At 66.1% G+C, this 13,818-nt stretch carries 14 protein-coding genes; 12 read left to right on the plus strand and 2 right to left on the minus strand.

The window, feature by feature from the left end:
- Window positions 1-228: 228 nt before the first annotated feature.
- On the minus strand, window positions 229-1,614 hold the full coding sequence (locus ABB25_RS14215; RefSeq protein WP_083488094.1) for a peptidoglycan-binding domain-containing protein: 1,386 nt from the start codon (window positions 1,612-1,614) through the stop codon (window positions 229-231).
- Window positions 1,615-1,642: 28 nt separating this feature from the next.
- Window positions 1,643-2,236: a lysozyme inhibitor LprI family protein gene (locus ABB25_RS04475; protein WP_057664250.1), complete on the minus strand. Its 594-nt coding sequence runs from the start codon at window positions 2,234-2,236 to the stop codon at window positions 1,643-1,645.
- Window positions 2,237-2,925: 689 nt separating this feature from the next.
- Between ABB25_RS04475 and ABB25_RS04480 the strand changes: the two genes are divergently transcribed.
- The 12 genes from ABB25_RS04480 (at window position 2,926) to ABB25_RS04535 (ending at window position 13,652) form a co-directional block, all read left to right on the plus strand.
- Window positions 2,926-3,237: a YerC/YecD family TrpR-related protein gene (locus ABB25_RS04480; protein ID WP_057664252.1), complete on the plus strand. Its 312-nt coding sequence runs from the start codon at window positions 2,926-2,928 to the stop codon at window positions 3,235-3,237.
- A gap of 26 nt (window positions 3,238-3,263) precedes the next feature.
- A complete protein-coding gene (gene hisG, locus ABB25_RS04485; protein WP_057664254.1) occupies window positions 3,264-4,175 on the plus strand; it encodes an ATP phosphoribosyltransferase in 912 nt (303 codons plus the stop codon).
- On the plus strand, window positions 4,172-5,467 hold the full coding sequence (gene hisD / locus ABB25_RS04490; RefSeq protein ID WP_057664257.1) for a histidinol dehydrogenase: 1,296 nt from the start codon (window positions 4,172-4,174) through the stop codon (window positions 5,465-5,467). Before hisG ends, hisD begins: the two co-directional genes overlap by 4 nt.
- The gene (hisC, locus tag ABB25_RS04495; RefSeq protein ID WP_057664261.1) at window positions 5,464-6,549 is read left to right on the plus strand and encodes a histidinol-phosphate transaminase; all 1,086 of its coding nucleotides are present in this window, start codon (window positions 5,464-5,466) and stop codon (window positions 6,547-6,549) included. Before hisD ends, hisC begins: the two co-directional genes overlap by 4 nt.
- On the plus strand, window positions 6,546-7,619 hold the full coding sequence (gene hisB / locus ABB25_RS04500) for a bifunctional histidinol-phosphatase/imidazoleglycerol-phosphate dehydratase HisB (RefSeq protein ID WP_057664264.1): 1,074 nt from the start codon (window positions 6,546-6,548) through the stop codon (window positions 7,617-7,619). Before hisC ends, hisB begins: the two co-directional genes overlap by 4 nt.
- A gap of 5 nt (window positions 7,620-7,624) precedes the next feature.
- Window positions 7,625-8,227: an imidazole glycerol phosphate synthase subunit HisH gene (gene hisH, locus ABB25_RS04505; protein ID WP_057664489.1), complete on the plus strand. Its 603-nt coding sequence runs from the start codon at window positions 7,625-7,627 to the stop codon at window positions 8,225-8,227.
- Window positions 8,224-8,958 (plus strand): 1-(5-phosphoribosyl)-5-[(5-phosphoribosylamino)methylideneamino]imidazole-4-carboxamide isomerase, encoded by a 735-nt coding sequence (gene hisA, locus ABB25_RS04510; RefSeq protein ID WP_057664267.1) that lies wholly within the window; start codon window positions 8,224-8,226, stop codon window positions 8,956-8,958. The genes hisH and hisA overlap by 4 nt, the downstream gene beginning before the upstream one ends.
- A complete protein-coding gene (gene hisF / locus ABB25_RS04515) occupies window positions 8,952-9,728 on the plus strand; it encodes an imidazole glycerol phosphate synthase subunit HisF (RefSeq protein ID WP_057664270.1) in 777 nt (258 codons plus the stop codon). The genes hisA and hisF overlap by 7 nt, the downstream gene beginning before the upstream one ends.
- Window positions 9,718-10,347 (plus strand): bifunctional phosphoribosyl-AMP cyclohydrolase/phosphoribosyl-ATP diphosphatase HisIE, encoded by a 630-nt coding sequence (hisIE, locus tag ABB25_RS04520; RefSeq protein ID WP_057664491.1) that lies wholly within the window; start codon window positions 9,718-9,720, stop codon window positions 10,345-10,347. The genes hisF and hisIE overlap by 11 nt, the downstream gene beginning before the upstream one ends.
- 159 nt (window positions 10,348-10,506) lie before the next feature.
- Window positions 10,507-10,746 carry a helix-turn-helix transcriptional regulator gene (locus ABB25_RS04525; RefSeq protein WP_057664273.1) on the plus strand — a complete coding sequence of 80 codons (240 nt, stop codon included), beginning with the start codon at window positions 10,507-10,509 and terminating at the stop codon, window positions 10,744-10,746.
- Complete coding sequence (locus ABB25_RS04530; RefSeq protein ID WP_057664276.1) at window positions 10,743-12,008, plus strand: type II toxin-antitoxin system HipA family toxin; 1,266 nt, start codon at window positions 10,743-10,745, stop codon at window positions 12,006-12,008. The genes ABB25_RS04525 and ABB25_RS04530 overlap by 4 nt, the downstream gene beginning before the upstream one ends.
- Window positions 12,009-12,089: 81 nt before the next feature.
- Entirely contained in the window at window positions 12,090-13,652 is a 1,563-nt protein-coding gene (locus ABB25_RS04535) for a calcineurin-like phosphoesterase C-terminal domain-containing protein (RefSeq protein ID WP_244477745.1), read from the plus strand.
- Window positions 13,653-13,818: the final 166 nt, after the last annotated feature.

The following is a 13,818-nucleotide window of genomic DNA, read 5'->3' on the forward strand; positions in this document are numbered from 1 at the left end:
GCGGGGGCTTTTGCTTTGCTCAATGGGGAAGTGCATCCCGGACTCTAAACGGCGCCGTTATTGAAGTTGGTAAGGTTTTTGGCCGCAGCACGCATGCCTCCAGCCGCATGTAGCACAGGGTGATGTGCAGGAAATCAAGGATTGCTGACCGTTGGCAGCAGCCACATGCCCGCTTGCAGCCCGTGCGGTGGCTGATGCAGAAGGCGGGCAGCATCATCTACGCCTGCCTTACAGTCCGCGTGCGCGGCTGAGCTCTTGATCCTGCTGCTGATGCGGGCTTTGCTGGGGCTGTGCGTCGAGCTGTTCGGCTTGGCGGCTGCTGGCTTCCAGCGGCTGCGAGACCGCATGATTGCATTCGACAGCCGCACGACGTGCGGCCGGATCATTGCACTGTCCCTGGACGGCGAACACGCCGGTGCCATTCAGGCGCGCCACTACCGAGTCGATCCTGTCCATGCCGGCGGCCTTGCTCGCCAGCACCAGTTGTCCGGCCGTGCGCTCGACCTGATGGTTGTCGGCAAACAGTGGCTGCAATCCTGCGTGTGCGCGTTGTTTTTCCATATCCTGCAGCTTTTCCATGGCCTGCTGGAAGCGGGCGTTGTCCGGGCTGGATGCATCGCGCATGTCCGGTTCTGCCGCGTGCTGCGGCTTGGCCTCGGTAGCGGCGTCCAAGGCGGCAAGGGTCTTGCTGCCGGCTTTGCCGTCGTCCTTCAGTCCAGTGGCGCGCTGGAAGGCCTGCACTGCTGCGAAGGTGTCATCGCCGAAGTAGCCGGTACTGGCCAACGGCTTGCCGTCCTGGCCTCGATAGCCAAGGCCAGCCAGTTTTTCCTGCATGGCCCTGACCTCACCGCCGCGCTCGGTCCTGGTCAGCATCCCGTCGGCCATGGCGCTGCGCGTGGATGGATTCCGGGAGGCAGTGTCCTGGCTCAGGGTAAGGCGGTCATTGAGCATGTCGCCCAGATACTTCCGGAATTGATCCGGCTCCAGCTCGATATGTGTATGCACCGCGCCAGTGCCTGCGTTGGATTGCCTGATCAGCGGGGCACCGTATTCGACATAATCGCCGGTCTTGTACGGCGAACTGCCGCGCTCGCCATGCAATACCTGGCCCAACAACTCGCGCTCCGGGTGGCCGGCTGGCTGGCTCCAGATGCCGACGGAATTCCACTTGTCTCGTCTGATCTCGACGTGGCCAGCCACCGGGGTAGGGATCATGATTGTGCGCCGACCCTCTCGGTCTGTGAGAATAAGATCTTTGTGTACCAGTGGAGTGCCGTTGCGGTCGCCATTGGTTCGGACGGCTTCAAGTTCCCCTTCCACCATCTGTGAAGGGCGATCGGTCTGGCTCGCATCGTTTTTGCTGACTGCCTCACGGTTGGTTTTGGGGTGATGGATCTGGAGGTCACGGTAGGCGTCTTCGCCCGAGGTGCCATGGGCAATGGTGCGGTTGAGCTTGTTGTCGGCACTGCCAAACGGTTCGATAACACGGATACGCCCGCCGCTTGCGGCAGTCGGATTCAGTGAGGCGTTGGGTTGCAGTGTGACCGATGGTGTTTGCTCCTGCTGGCTGGGAGAGCCGGCCTCGGTACTTTTTTGTAGATCGTTGCGCTCCATTTTCAGCACTCCTTTGCTGCTATGGGAATTACTTGTTGATCAGTTTCTCCAGAACATCGGCGCGGTTGGCGTAGCGGTTGATCCGGCAGGACTGGGCATCCAGCAGTTGATCTTGCCCTTGGGAGGCAGGGTCAATGCGGCAGTGGCTATCGGTATCGCGCATGTAGGCAGCTTGTTCATCGGCCAGTTTGTCCTTGAATTCGCTGTCCGGGCCGTCAGCAATGGTTTCCCAAGCATTGCGCAAGCGTGCTTGTTGCCAATGGAATTCCTCATCCATGCAGGCTTGAATCGCGGTTGTCAACCCGCCGCTGGCGGCCGTGCAGGCTTTGTACTGCGCCCGCAGGTTGGCCCGGTTGTAGGAATCATCCGGGCGGCACGGGGTGCCGTCGCAATCCAATAGGGGGGTGTTGGCGCTGTTCGTCGCAGAGGGGGCGCATGGAGTTGCAGTGGTTTCCATCCGATGTGATGGGTTGTATGCCGGGGCATGTGCCTGCACTGCTGCAGGTGGGTCGGCTCGGGAGGGTTGGCAGGCTGCCAGCAGGATGCACAGGGCAAACACCGGCCAGGGGTGGCAACGGCCGGTGACGGCAATGGAAATTGGGGTGGTGTTGAATCGTTGCATCGTGGCTCTCCTGGAGAACGGGTCAGGTACAAGCATTGCAATGCAGGGCTGCCGTGGTGGTGAGACAGCAGACATGGTTGATGGTAGCGATCCTGCCCATCTGTACCAGCGGCATATCGGCACGATAGGTGCGGCGATGGGTAAGTAAAGACTGCGTTGCTGTGTCGGGCGTGTCTGTGTCCGTGGCCACAGTTGCCAGCCATGACGTGACCCGGCGTGATCAGGGGCGGGAATGTCTGCTGCGCTCAGTTGCGTTGTTGAGCCCTGTCTGGGAAATGGCATGGTCATGGTGGTGGGTGGCATTTGCAGGCAGGACCCACGCGGGAAAGGTGTGGACGAATGTCCGAGGGATTTTCTGGGTTTGCAGGGTGGTGCCCGTCGCCAATTCCGGGCCGGGTGCGCCGCTTCTGTGCACAGCTTTGCCGGGCTGTGACGACGTATGCGTCCGTACAGGCAGGAAGCGTGGCTGGCTCGGGCGTACCGATCAATCGTGCGCGGTCTGCCTGCCGGGCTGGGGTAAGGGCAGGGGCGGCCATCGCCTGCTGGGCGTCAACGCTGATGTTCGGTAGGGAATGGGGCCTGCATGAGTAGCCGCTGGCGAAGAGTTGGGTCAACCGGATTGTCGGCTTCGGCATTGACCTTGCCGGGCATTTGGACTAATGTAACAGCACGCTATTACATTGATACGCATGAAACCCCGTCCGCTGACCACCGCCGCCCGCCTCTCCGACCAGGATCTGCTGCCCCTGGCGCAGGCGCTGGCCACGCTGAAAACGCCCGAAGAGCTGACCGCCTTCCTGCGCGACCTGTGTACGCCGGCCGAGCTGGAGGCGATGGTCGACCGCTGGCGGGTGGTGCCGTTGCTGCGCGACGGGGTGCCGTATCGTGAAATCCATGAGCGCACCGGGGTGAGCGTGACCACCACCGGACGCGTCGCGCGCACCCTGGAGCAGGGTCATGGCGGCTATGCCGTCGCCATCGACCGCCTCGCCCCGCGCTGATCCGTTTTCCTTTTCGAGAGTCCCCCATGTCCCCGACCCCCTCAGCGCCGACGCGCGACCGTCTGCGCATTGCCATCCAGAAAAAGGGCCGCCTGGCCGATCCGGCGCGCGCGCTGCTCACCGCCTGCGGGCTGAGCTGGCGTGAATCGCGCGACAAGCTGTTCTGCTTCGGTGAATCGCTGCCGGTGGACCTGCTGCTGGTGCGCGATGACGATATCCCCGGGCTGATTGCCGATGGCGTCTGCGACCTGGGCATTGTCGGCTTCAACGAGCTGGACGAGCAGGCCAAGGCGCGGCGCCAGATCGGCCTGGCCGATGCCTACCAGCCGCTGCGCGCGCTGCCCTTCGGTGAATGCCGGCTGATGCTCGGCATTCCCGAGGAGTGGGAGTGGAGTGGGGTACAGATGCTGCAGGGCAAGCGTATTGCCACCAGCTACCCGGCCATCCTCACTGCGTGGCTGGCCGAGCGGGGCATCGCTGCCGAGGTGGTCGAGCTGTCCGGCTCGGTGGAAATCGCGCCCAGGCTGGGCACCGCCGACCTGATCGCCGACCTGGTGTCCTCCGGGGCCACCCTGCGCGCCAACCAGCTCAAGCCGGTGGAGGTGCTGATGGACTCCACCGCGGTACTGGCCGGGCCGGTGGAGGAGCTGACCGACATCCGCGCCGGGCTGATCGCCATGCTGCTGCGCCGGCTTGATGGCATCACCGCCACCCGCGAGCAGAAGCTGCTGATGTTTGATGCGGCCGAACAGGCGCTGCCGGCAATCAGCGCCCTGCTGCCGGCCGGCAGCGAGCTGATCCGCCTGCCCGGCAACGGCGTCACCCTGCGCTTGCAGGCAATGTGCCAGACCGGACTGAGCTGGCAGCAACTGGAAGAAATCGAACGCGCCGGGGGATCAAACCTGATGGTGCTGGCCGTGGAGAAATCGTTGGCATGAATACCCTGATCTGGAACCAGCTCACTGCGGCCGAACAGGCCGCCGCCCTGACCCGTCCGGTGCAGACCGTGGCCGAACAGACCCGGCAGACCGTGGCCGCGCTGATTGCCGAGGTGCGCGCTGGCGGCGATGCGGCCTTGCGCGCAATCACCCAGCGCTTTGACGGGGTGGCGCCGGAATCGTTCGAGGTCAGCGAGGCCGAATTCGAGGCGGCTGAAAACGCCGTATCGGCCGAGTTGCGCCAGGCGCTGGTCGAGGCGATTGCGCGCATCCGCATCTTCCACCAGGCCGGCATGGCCCAGCCTTATACGGTGCAGACCGCGCCGGGCGTGACCTGCGGCAAGGTGATCCGCCCGATCGCGCGGGTGGGCCTGTACGTGCCGGCCGGCAGTGCGCCGCTGCCGTCCACCGCGATGATGCTCGGTGTGCCGGCGCAGCTGGCCGGCTGTGGCCAGGTGGTGCTGTGCACCCCGCCGCGCAAGGACGGCACCGCCGATCCGGCGGTGCTGGTGGCCGCACGTCTGACCGGAGTGCAGCGCGTGTTCAAGCTCGGCGGTGCGCAGGCAATCGCGGCAATGGCCTACGGCACCGAACAGGTGCCGGCCTGCGACAAGCTGTTCGGCCCGGGCAATTCCTTTGTCACCGAGGCCAAGCAGCAGGTGGCCCAGAGCGGTGCGGCCGCAATCGACATGCCCGCAGGGCCCTCGGAGGTGCTGGTGATTGCCGATGCCGGCGCCAATGCCGCCTTTGTGGCTGCCGACCTGCTCTCCCAGGCCGAGCACGGCCCCGATTCGCAGGTGCTGCTGCTGTCTGACAGCGATGCGCTGATTGCGGCCGTTGCCATTGAAGTGGAGAAGCAGGTGGCCGTGCTTTCCCGCAGCGAGATTGCCCGCAAGGCACTGGCTGCCTCGCGCCTGATCCGGGTCGACTCGCTTGACCAGGCCTTTGCCATCTCCAACCGCTACGCGCCCGAGCACCTGATCCTGGCCCTGCGCGAGCCAGAAAGCTGGCTGGAGCAGGTGCAGGCAGCCGGCTCGGTGTTCCTGGGCGACTACACCCCCGAGGCACTGGGTGATTACTGCTCCGGTACCAACCACGTGCTGCCCACCGCCGGTGCCGCGCGGGCGTATTCGGGGGTCAGCGTGGCCAGCTTCCAGAACCAGATCTCGGTGCAGTCGGCCTCGGCCGAAGGCATGGCTGCGATCGGCCCCTGTGCGCTGACCCTGGCCCGTGCCGAAGGCCTGGGCGCGCACGCCAATGCGGTGGCCCTGCGCCTGGGGGTCAGCCCGTGAGCGAATCGGTCATCAACCTGGTGCGTGCGGACCTGGCCAGCTTTGGCGGCTATTCCTCGGCGCGCACCGCCAAACTGAGCGGGGAAATCTGGCTCAACGCCAACGAGGCGGCCTGGGCCAACCCGGGCGATGCCGATGGCAGCTGCCGGCGCTACCCCGATCCGCAGCCGCCGGCGCTGGTACAGGCCCTGGCCGATCTATATGGCGTGCAGCCGGCGCAGATGCTGGTTGGCCGCGGCAGTGACGAGGCCATCGACCTGCTGGTGCGCACATTGTGCGAACCCGGCCGCGATGGCGTGCTGTTCACCCCGCCGGTGTTCGGGATGTACGCGGTCAGTGCCCGCCTGCAGGGCGCCCGTGCGATCGAAGTGCCGCTGGTCGACAGCCAGGACGGCCTGGTGCCGGACATCGACGCGGTGATTGCTGCAGCCATCGACGGCAACGCCAAGCTGGTGTTCCTGTGCTCGCCGTCCAACCCCGGTGGGCGCAGTGTGCCGCTGGCGCAGGTGGTGCAGGTGGCCACGGCACTGGCCGGGCGCGCGCTGGTGGTGGTGGACGAGGCCTACGGCGAGTTCGCCGACGAGCCGTCCGCGGTCAGCCTGATGGCCGAGCACGCCAACATCGCGGTGCTGCGCACGCTGTCCAAGGCCCATGGCCTGGCCGCGGCGCGCATCGGCAGCCTGATCGCCGATCCGGCGCTGGTTGCGGTGCTGCGCAAGGTACAGGCGCCGTATCCCATCCCGGCCCCGTGCAGTGCGCTGGCCCTGGCCGGCCTCACCCCTGAGGCACTTTCGATCACCGCACAGCGGGTGGCGCAGGTGCGCAGCCAGCGCGCCCGCCTGCAGCAGGCACTGGCCACGCTGCCGGTCGTGCGCCGGGTGTATGCCTCCGATGCCAACTTCGTGCTGGCCCGCTTCGATGATGCGCAGGGCGCCTTCGATGCGCTGCTGGCCGCCGGCATCGTCGTGCGTGACCAACGCGCGGCTCCACAACTGGGTGATGCGCTGCGCATTACCGTGGGTACCCTCGAACAGAATGACCGCGTGATCGCCACGCTCTCCGCCCTGAAGGCTTCCACATGACCCCGATCCTTTTCATCGACCGCGACGGCACCCTGATCGAGGAACCGGCCGACCACCAGATCGATGCCTTCGAGAAGCTGCGCTTCGTGCGCAACGTGATCCCGGCACTGATCAAGCTGCGCGATGCCGGCTGGCAGTTCGTGATCGTCTCCAACCAGGACGGCCTGGGCACTGACGCCTATCCGCAGGAAACCTTCGACGGCCCGCACAACCTGATGCTGCAGGTCTTCCAAAGCCAGGGCATCACCTTCCGCGACGTGCTGATCGACCCCAGTTTCCCGGCCGACAACAGCCCCAACCGCAAGCCGGGCATCGGCATGATGGTCGGCTACCTGCAGGACCGTTCGATTGACTGGTCGCGCAGTGCGATGGTCGGCGACCGCCAGACCGATATCGATTTTGCGCGCAACCTCAACATCCGCGGCTTCCAGCTCGCCACCGAGGAATTCGGCGGTGACTGGGACTGGGACGGCATTGCCCACGAGCTGGCCGATGCGCCGCGGCGTGCACTCGTCCAGCGCAACACCAAGGAAACCCAGATCCGCATCGCGGTGGACCTGGATGCCACCGCCCCGTGCAAGTTCGATACCGGCTTGCCGTTCTTTGACCACATGCTCGAGCAGATCGCCCGCCACGGCGGTTTTGCGCTGGAAGTCGAAGCCAAGGGCGATTTGCACATCGACGAGCACCACACCATCGAGGACACTGCGCTGGCGCTGGGCCAGGCCCTGCGCGAGGCGCTGGGCGACAAGCGCGGCATTGGCCGCTACGGTTTCACCCTGCCGATGGACGAGACCCTGGCCTCGGCCGCGCTGGATTTCTCCGGCCGCCCATACCTGGTGTTCGAGTGCGGCTTCCAGCGCGAAAAGGTCGGCGACATGCCCACCGAACTGGTGCAACACTTCTGGCGTTCGCTCTGCGATGCTTCCGGCATGAACCTGCACCTGAGCGTGCAGGGCGACAATGACCACCACAAGATCGAGGCCGGCTTCAAGGCCTTTGCCCGTGCGCTGCGGCAATCCATCGCCCGCGCCGGTACCCAGTTGCCATCGACCAAGGGGGCGTTGTGAGTGCTGTGGACACCGTCGGCCTGATCGATGCCGGAGGCGCCAACCTGGGCTCGGTGCGCTATGCGCTGGAACGTATCGGCGTGCAGGTGCAGCTGGTGCGCGGGCCCGAGGAACTGGCTGCGGTGCCGCGGGTGATCCTGCCCGGGGTCGGCGCTGCCGCCGAGGGCATGGCGCGGCTGCACGCCCAGGGCCTGGTCGAGCCGTTGCGCCAGCTGGACAAACCGCTGCTGGGCATCTGCCTGGGCATGCAGCTGCTGTACGAGCACTGCGAGGAAGGCGATGTTGATGCGCTGGGCGTGCTGCCCGGCACCGTGCGCCGGCTGCGTCCGGCCACCGGCATCCGCGTGCCGCACATGGGCTGGAACAAGCTGCTGGCGCTGCGCGAATCGCCGCTGCTGGACAACATTCCGGCCGGCGCCAGCGCGTATTTCGTGCACAGCTATGCCGCGCCGCTGTCCTCGCATACGGTGGCGGTGGCCCACCACGGCGGGCTGTTCACCGCGATCGTGCAGCGTGACCATTTCTGTGGCGCGCAGTTCCACCCCGAACGCTCGGCTGCGGCCGGCGAACAACTGCTGCGCAACTTCCTGGCAATGGATTTCTCATGAGCTTTACCGTTTATCCCGCACTGGACATCCGCAACGGCGCGGTCGTGCGCCTGGTCCAGGGCGACTACAACCAGCAGACTACCTACGGCGATGACGTGCTGCCGCGGGCGCAGGCCTTCGCCGATGCCGGCGCAACCTGGATGCACCTGGTCGACCTGGATGCAGCCAAGGCCGGCGGTTACACCCTGAGCCAGACCCTGGGCGCGATCAACCAGCAGACGGGCCTGAAGATCCAGACCGGTGGCGGCGTGCGCTGCCGCGAGGATGTGGCCGCGATCCTGGCTGCCGGTGCGGCGCGGGTGGTGGTCGGCTCGGTCGCGGTGCGCGACCCGGATACGGTCATTGGCTGGCTGGAAGAATTTGGCCCCGAGCGCCTGACCATTGCGCTGGATACCCGCCAGGGCGCCGATGGTGTGTGGCGGCTGCCGGTGCACGGCTGGACCGAAACCGCCGATGTCACCCTGGACGAACTGGCCCGGCGCTACGCTGCCGCCGGCATGCGCCACCTGCTGTGTACCGACATCAGCCGTGACGGCATGCTGTCCGGTCCGAACATCGAGCTGTACCAGCACCTGGTCGCGCTGCTGCCGGGCGTGGCGGTGCAGGCCTCCGGCGGCGTGCGCGACCTGGCCGATGTGGCTGCGGCCAAGGCAGCCGGCTGCGGCGGTGCGGTGCTCGGCAAGGCGCTGCTGGAAGGCCGGCTGCAACTGACGGAGGCACTGGCATGCTGAGCCGACGCATCATTCCCTGCCTGGACGTGCGCGAGGGCCGGGTGGTCAAGGGGGTCAAGTTCCGCGACCACATCGACATGGGCGACATCGTCGAGCTGGCGCTGCGCTACCGCGACAGCGGCGCCGACGAGCTGGTGTTCTACGACATCACCGCCAGCCCGGAAGGGCGCAGCGTGGACCGTGGCTGGATCGAGCGCGTGGCGCGGCTGATCGACATCCCGTTCTGCGTGGCCGGCGGCATCAAGGACGTGGAAACCGCGCGCGCCATCCTGCATGCCGGCGCCGACAAGATCTCGATAAACACCCCGGCGCTGCAGCGGCCGGAGCTGATCGGCGAGCTGGCCCAGGCTTTCGGCCAGCAGTGCGTGGTGGTCGGCATTGATTCGATCAAGGAAGAGGACGGGCAGTGGCGCGTGCGCTCGTTCACCGGTGATCCGTCCAAGACCCGCAACGAGGCCCGCCGCACCCTGGACTGGATTGTCGAGGTACAGCAGCGCGGCGCAGGCGAGATCGTTCTCAACTGCATGGACAACGACGGGGTCAAGCGCGGCTATGACATCGCCCAGCTGCGCGCCGCGCGTGCACTGTGCAAGGTGCCGCTGATCGCCTCCGGTGGCGCCGGCAGCATGGAACACTTCGCCCAGGCGTTTGACCAGGCCGATGTCGACGGTGCACTGGCGGCCAGCGTGTTCCACTCCGGTGCCATTGGTATCGGGGCGTTGAAGGACTACCTGCGCGAACAGCAGATCGAGGTGCGTGATGTTTATTGACCCGCAAGCGGCCCAGCGTCTGGACTGGGCCAAGGGCGACGGCCTGCTGCCGGCGGTGATCCAGGACGCCGACACCCTGCGCGTGCTGATGCTCGGCTACATGGATGAAGGCGCGCTGGCGATGACCTGCGACAGCGGCAAGGTCACCTTCTTCTCGCGCAGCAAGCAGCGGCTGTGGATGAAGGGCGAAAGCTCGGAAAACTACCTGGACGTGGTGCGCATCGAGGTCGACTGCGACAACGACACCCTGCTGGTGCTGGCCCGGCCGCAGGGCCCGACCTGCCACCGCGGCACCACCAGCTGCTTTGCCACCGCACCGGGCAATTTCCTGGCCGAGCTGGACGCCCTGGTGGCGCGGCGCAAGGCGGAAATGCCCGAAGGCAGCTACACCAGCAAGCTGTTCAACAAGGGCACCCGCCATATCGCCCAGAAGGTCGGCGAGGAGGGCGTGGAAACCGCGCTGGCCGCCGTCGCCCAGGGCCCGGAGGAACTCGCCGGCGAAGCGGCAGATCTGCTGTTCCACCTGACCGTGCTGCTGCGCGAACGCGGCCTGGGCCTGGCCGACGTCGAAGCCCTGCTCAAGGCCCGCCACGCCGACCCGGGCCTGTTGCACGACTGACCGTGCTGCTGCGCGAGCGGCTTTGGCTGTGATCTGGTTCCCGATCGGTAAATTTTCCTAGAGAATAGGCTTCCTTTCTCTTTTGATTCCCGATCGGGAATTTTGCGTTAGACTTCGACCATTCCGTTGATGATTTTCCCGAGCGGGAACGGGGTCGATATGCAGCAGATCAGCAATGCCGCCCAACTGGGCCAGGCCGTCCGCGCTGCCCGCAAACAGGCCGGGCTGACCCAGGCACAGGTCGCCCTCACTGCCGGGGTGGGTCTGCGATTTGTCGTGGACCTGGAAGCCGGAAAGCCGACCGCACAGATAGGCAAGATCCTGCAGGTGATAACCACCCTGGGGGGCAGGCTGCGCCTGGATGGCTGGCCGACGCCGGCCGAAGGAGGTCAGCGATGACAGGATCAGGCACAGGTTCGCTCCAGGTCTGGATCAACCAGAGCCGTGTGGGAGAGCTGCGCATGGAGCGTGGCGAGCTGGTTTTTGCCTATGCGTCCGATTGGCTCGCTGCTGCCGATGCGCGCCCGCTCTCTGTGGCCCTGCCGCTGCAGGAACAGACTTTCGATCACCTGACAACACGTGCCTGGTTCGCCGGTCTGTTGCCCGAAGGCAACCTGCGCAAGGCATTGTCGCGACAGCTCCAGGTGTCCGAAGGCAATGATTTCGCCCTGCTCGATGCACTGGCTGGCGAATGCGCCGGTGCCGTCAGCCTGCTTGCCGAAGGGCACAAACCTGCCGATGACAGTACCCAGGATGTGCTGTGGCTGGATGATCAGGCGTTGGCACAGGAAGTGGAGCAGTTGCCGACGCGCCCGTTGGGCAACAGCCATGATGGCGTGCGCATTTCGCTGGCCGGTGTGCAGGACAAATTGGCTGTGGTGGTGGATGGGGGCAGGATTGGCCTGCCGCGTAATGGCACCCCCAGCACGCATATCCTCAAGCCAGCGATTGCCGGTTATGCCGATACCGTCCTGAACGAAGCGTTCTGCCTGCAACTGGCCAGCAAGGCCGGTTTGCAGGCAGCAGCCTCGTTCATTCGTGTGATCAACGGTAAACCTGTGCTGCTGGTACAGCGCTACGACCGGCTGATGGCAGCAACGTCGGTAGTACGCGCTCACCAGGAAGACTTTTGTCAGGCACTGGGCATCGTCCCGGAGCTGAAATACCAGAACGAAGGTGGTCCTGCGCTGGCACAGTGTTTTGATCTCGTACGCAGGGCGACGAACCCACCAGCGCGCCATCTGGAAGAGCTGCTGCGCTACGTCATCTTCAACGCCCTGATCGGCAACAACGATGCACATGGCAAGAATTTTTCCCTGCTCAGTGACCGCAAGGGGGGGCGCAGGCTGGCACCGCTGTACGACGCGATGTGTCTGTCCATCTACGCTGGCCTGAGCCAGAAGATGGCCATGAAGATCGGCAGCAAATATGCCTTTGACCAGATCCACCGCCGGCATTGGGAAGCCCTGGCGGCCGAGGCGGGGTTCTCGCCCAAGCTGACGCTCAAGCTGCTGTCGAAAATGGCAGGCACACTGCCAGGGCTGGCAGGGGAGCTGGCGCAAGCGCCCCCGTTCTCTGGCAACCCGACCATCGCAAGCATCGTGGGCGAGATCCAGCAGCGAGCCGCCATGACCCTGCGGCGGCTGGCACTGGCCGGCTGATCGCGCGCAGGTACACCGCGCCAGGCGCGCTGGCGCGCGCGGCCTTCTACAATGGCGCTCCCGTTTTTTCCGGAGCGCCGCATGCGCCACGTCCTGGTCGCCAGCCTGTTGCTGGCGCTGTCCCCGTTTGCCGCGGCGCAGTCGCCGTGCTTCACCGGCCTGGTGTTTGACGATGCCAATGGCGACGGTCGGCGCGGGCAGGGCGAGGCCGGTATCGAAGGCGTGCTGGTCAGCGATGGCCGGCAGATCGTGCGCACCGATGCCCAGGGCCGCTACCAGCTGGCGGCTTCCGATGCGGCGGTGGTGTCAATCATCAAGCCGGCCGGCTGGCAGCCGGGCCAGCGGGCCGACGGCCTGCCCGATACCTGGCGCCACCGTGATGACCCCGCCGCACTGCAAGGCCCTGGCCAGCCAGCGATGCCACGCCCCGTGCAGTGCCGTGGCTTTGCCTTGCAGCGGCAGACCCTGGCCCCGGCCACCCTGACCAGCCTGCTGTTTGCCGACAGCCAGACCACCGACATGACCGAGGTGGGCTATTACGCCCGCGACATCATCGAGCCGCTGATCGGCACGCACCGTGCCCACCTGGGCATGACCCTGGGCGACATCACCAACGATGACATGGGCCTGTACCCGGCGCTGACCGCCCAGACCACGCGCCTGGGCGTGCCGTGGCTGCACATCCCCGGCAACCACGACATGGACATGGACGCCAGCAGCGATGCCGATGCCCTGACCAGCTTCCAGCGTGCGCTGGGCCCGGACACCTTTGCCTGGGAAGAGCCGCAGGCGGTGTTTATTGGCCTGGATGACATCATCGCCCAGCCCGGCCAGCGCCCGGCCTACATCGGCGGCCTGCGCGAGGACCAGTTCGATTTCCTCACCCAGTACCTGGCCACGCTGGATGACAGCCGTTTGGTGGTGGTCGGCATGCACATGCCGCTGTTTGATGCCAACTTCCGCGTGGCCGACCGGCAGAAACTGTTCGACCTGCTGGCCCGCTTCCCCAAGCGGCTGGTCCTCAGCGGCCACACCCACACCCAGCAGCACCGCCATTACGGCCCGGCCGATGGCTGGCAGGGCGTAGGTGCGCTGCACGAATACAACGTCGGCGCGGCCTGCGGCTCGTACTGGTCCGGGGTGGCCGATGCGACCGGCATTCCGGTAGCCACGATGGCCGATGGCACGCCCAACGGCTACGGCCTGCTGCAGGTGGACGGGCAGGGCGGCTACACGCTGGAATACCGCGCCGCCCGTGCCCCGGCACAGGCGCAGATGCACCTGCACGCCCCGCGCGTACTGCGCCAGGGCGCGTACCCGGCCTGGGGCCTGTATGCCAATGTCTGGATGGGCCAGGCCGACACCGTGGTTGAGTTCCGCGTCGACGGTGGTGCGTGGCAGCCGATGACCCGCATCGACAAACCCGACCCGGCCCTGCTGGCCGAAAACGCCATCGACGACCTTGCCCCCGGCCTGCGCGGCTTTGACCGCAGCCCCGAGGCCGAACCCTCCACCCACCTCTGGCGCGCCCCCGTACCGACCAAACTGGAAGCCGGCGAGCACCGCGTGGACGTACGTGCCCAGCTGCCGGCTGGGGAGTACATGGTCAGCACCACGTATCGGCTGGAGCCGGCCAGCCGCTGATCGCTTGCAGCCACGGTGTTCGTGCTGCTGTGGGAATGCTGCCGGGTCGCGATGACTCGCCTGTGTGGGAGCGACCTTGGTCGCGACTGGCCGAATCTCACCTGCAGCGACAACTGTGACTAGAATCCATCAGGGCGCTGCCTGCCTGTCAGCCCGCAGCGCAATG

The organism is Stenotrophomonas koreensis, from assembly GCF_001431525.1.
Taxonomy (GTDB): Bacteria; Pseudomonadota; Gammaproteobacteria; order Xanthomonadales; family Xanthomonadaceae; genus Stenotrophomonas; species Stenotrophomonas koreensis.

Bases quoted from the DNA above. Each gene is read 5' to 3' on its own strand.
- ABB25_RS14215 (WP_083488094.1), bottom strand. From the start codon at position 1,614: ATGGAGCGCAACGATCTACAAAAAAGTACCGAGGCCGGCTCTCCCAGC.
- ABB25_RS04475 (WP_057664250.1), bottom strand. From the start codon at position 2,236: ATGCAACGATTCAACACCACCCCAATTTCCATTGCCGTCACCGGCCGT.
- ABB25_RS04480 (WP_057664252.1), top strand. From the start codon at position 2,926: ATGAAACCCCGTCCGCTGACCACCGCCGCCCGCCTCTCCGACCAGGAT.
- hisG (WP_057664254.1), top strand. From the start codon at position 3,264: ATGTCCCCGACCCCCTCAGCGCCGACGCGCGACCGTCTGCGCATTGCC.
- hisD (WP_057664257.1), top strand. From the start codon at position 4,172: ATGAATACCCTGATCTGGAACCAGCTCACTGCGGCCGAACAGGCCGCC.
- hisB (WP_057664264.1), top strand. From the start codon at position 6,546: ATGACCCCGATCCTTTTCATCGACCGCGACGGCACCCTGATCGAGGAA.
- hisA (WP_057664267.1), top strand. From the start codon at position 8,224: ATGAGCTTTACCGTTTATCCCGCACTGGACATCCGCAACGGCGCGGTC.
- hisF (WP_057664270.1), top strand. From the start codon at position 8,952: ATGCTGAGCCGACGCATCATTCCCTGCCTGGACGTGCGCGAGGGCCGG.
- hisIE (WP_057664491.1), top strand. From the start codon at position 9,718: ATGTTTATTGACCCGCAAGCGGCCCAGCGTCTGGACTGGGCCAAGGGC.
- ABB25_RS04525 (WP_057664273.1), top strand. From the start codon at position 10,507: ATGCAGCAGATCAGCAATGCCGCCCAACTGGGCCAGGCCGTCCGCGCT.
- ABB25_RS04530 (WP_057664276.1), top strand. From the start codon at position 10,743: ATGACAGGATCAGGCACAGGTTCGCTCCAGGTCTGGATCAACCAGAGC.
- ABB25_RS04535 (WP_244477745.1), top strand. From the start codon at position 12,090: ATGCGCCACGTCCTGGTCGCCAGCCTGTTGCTGGCGCTGTCCCCGTTT.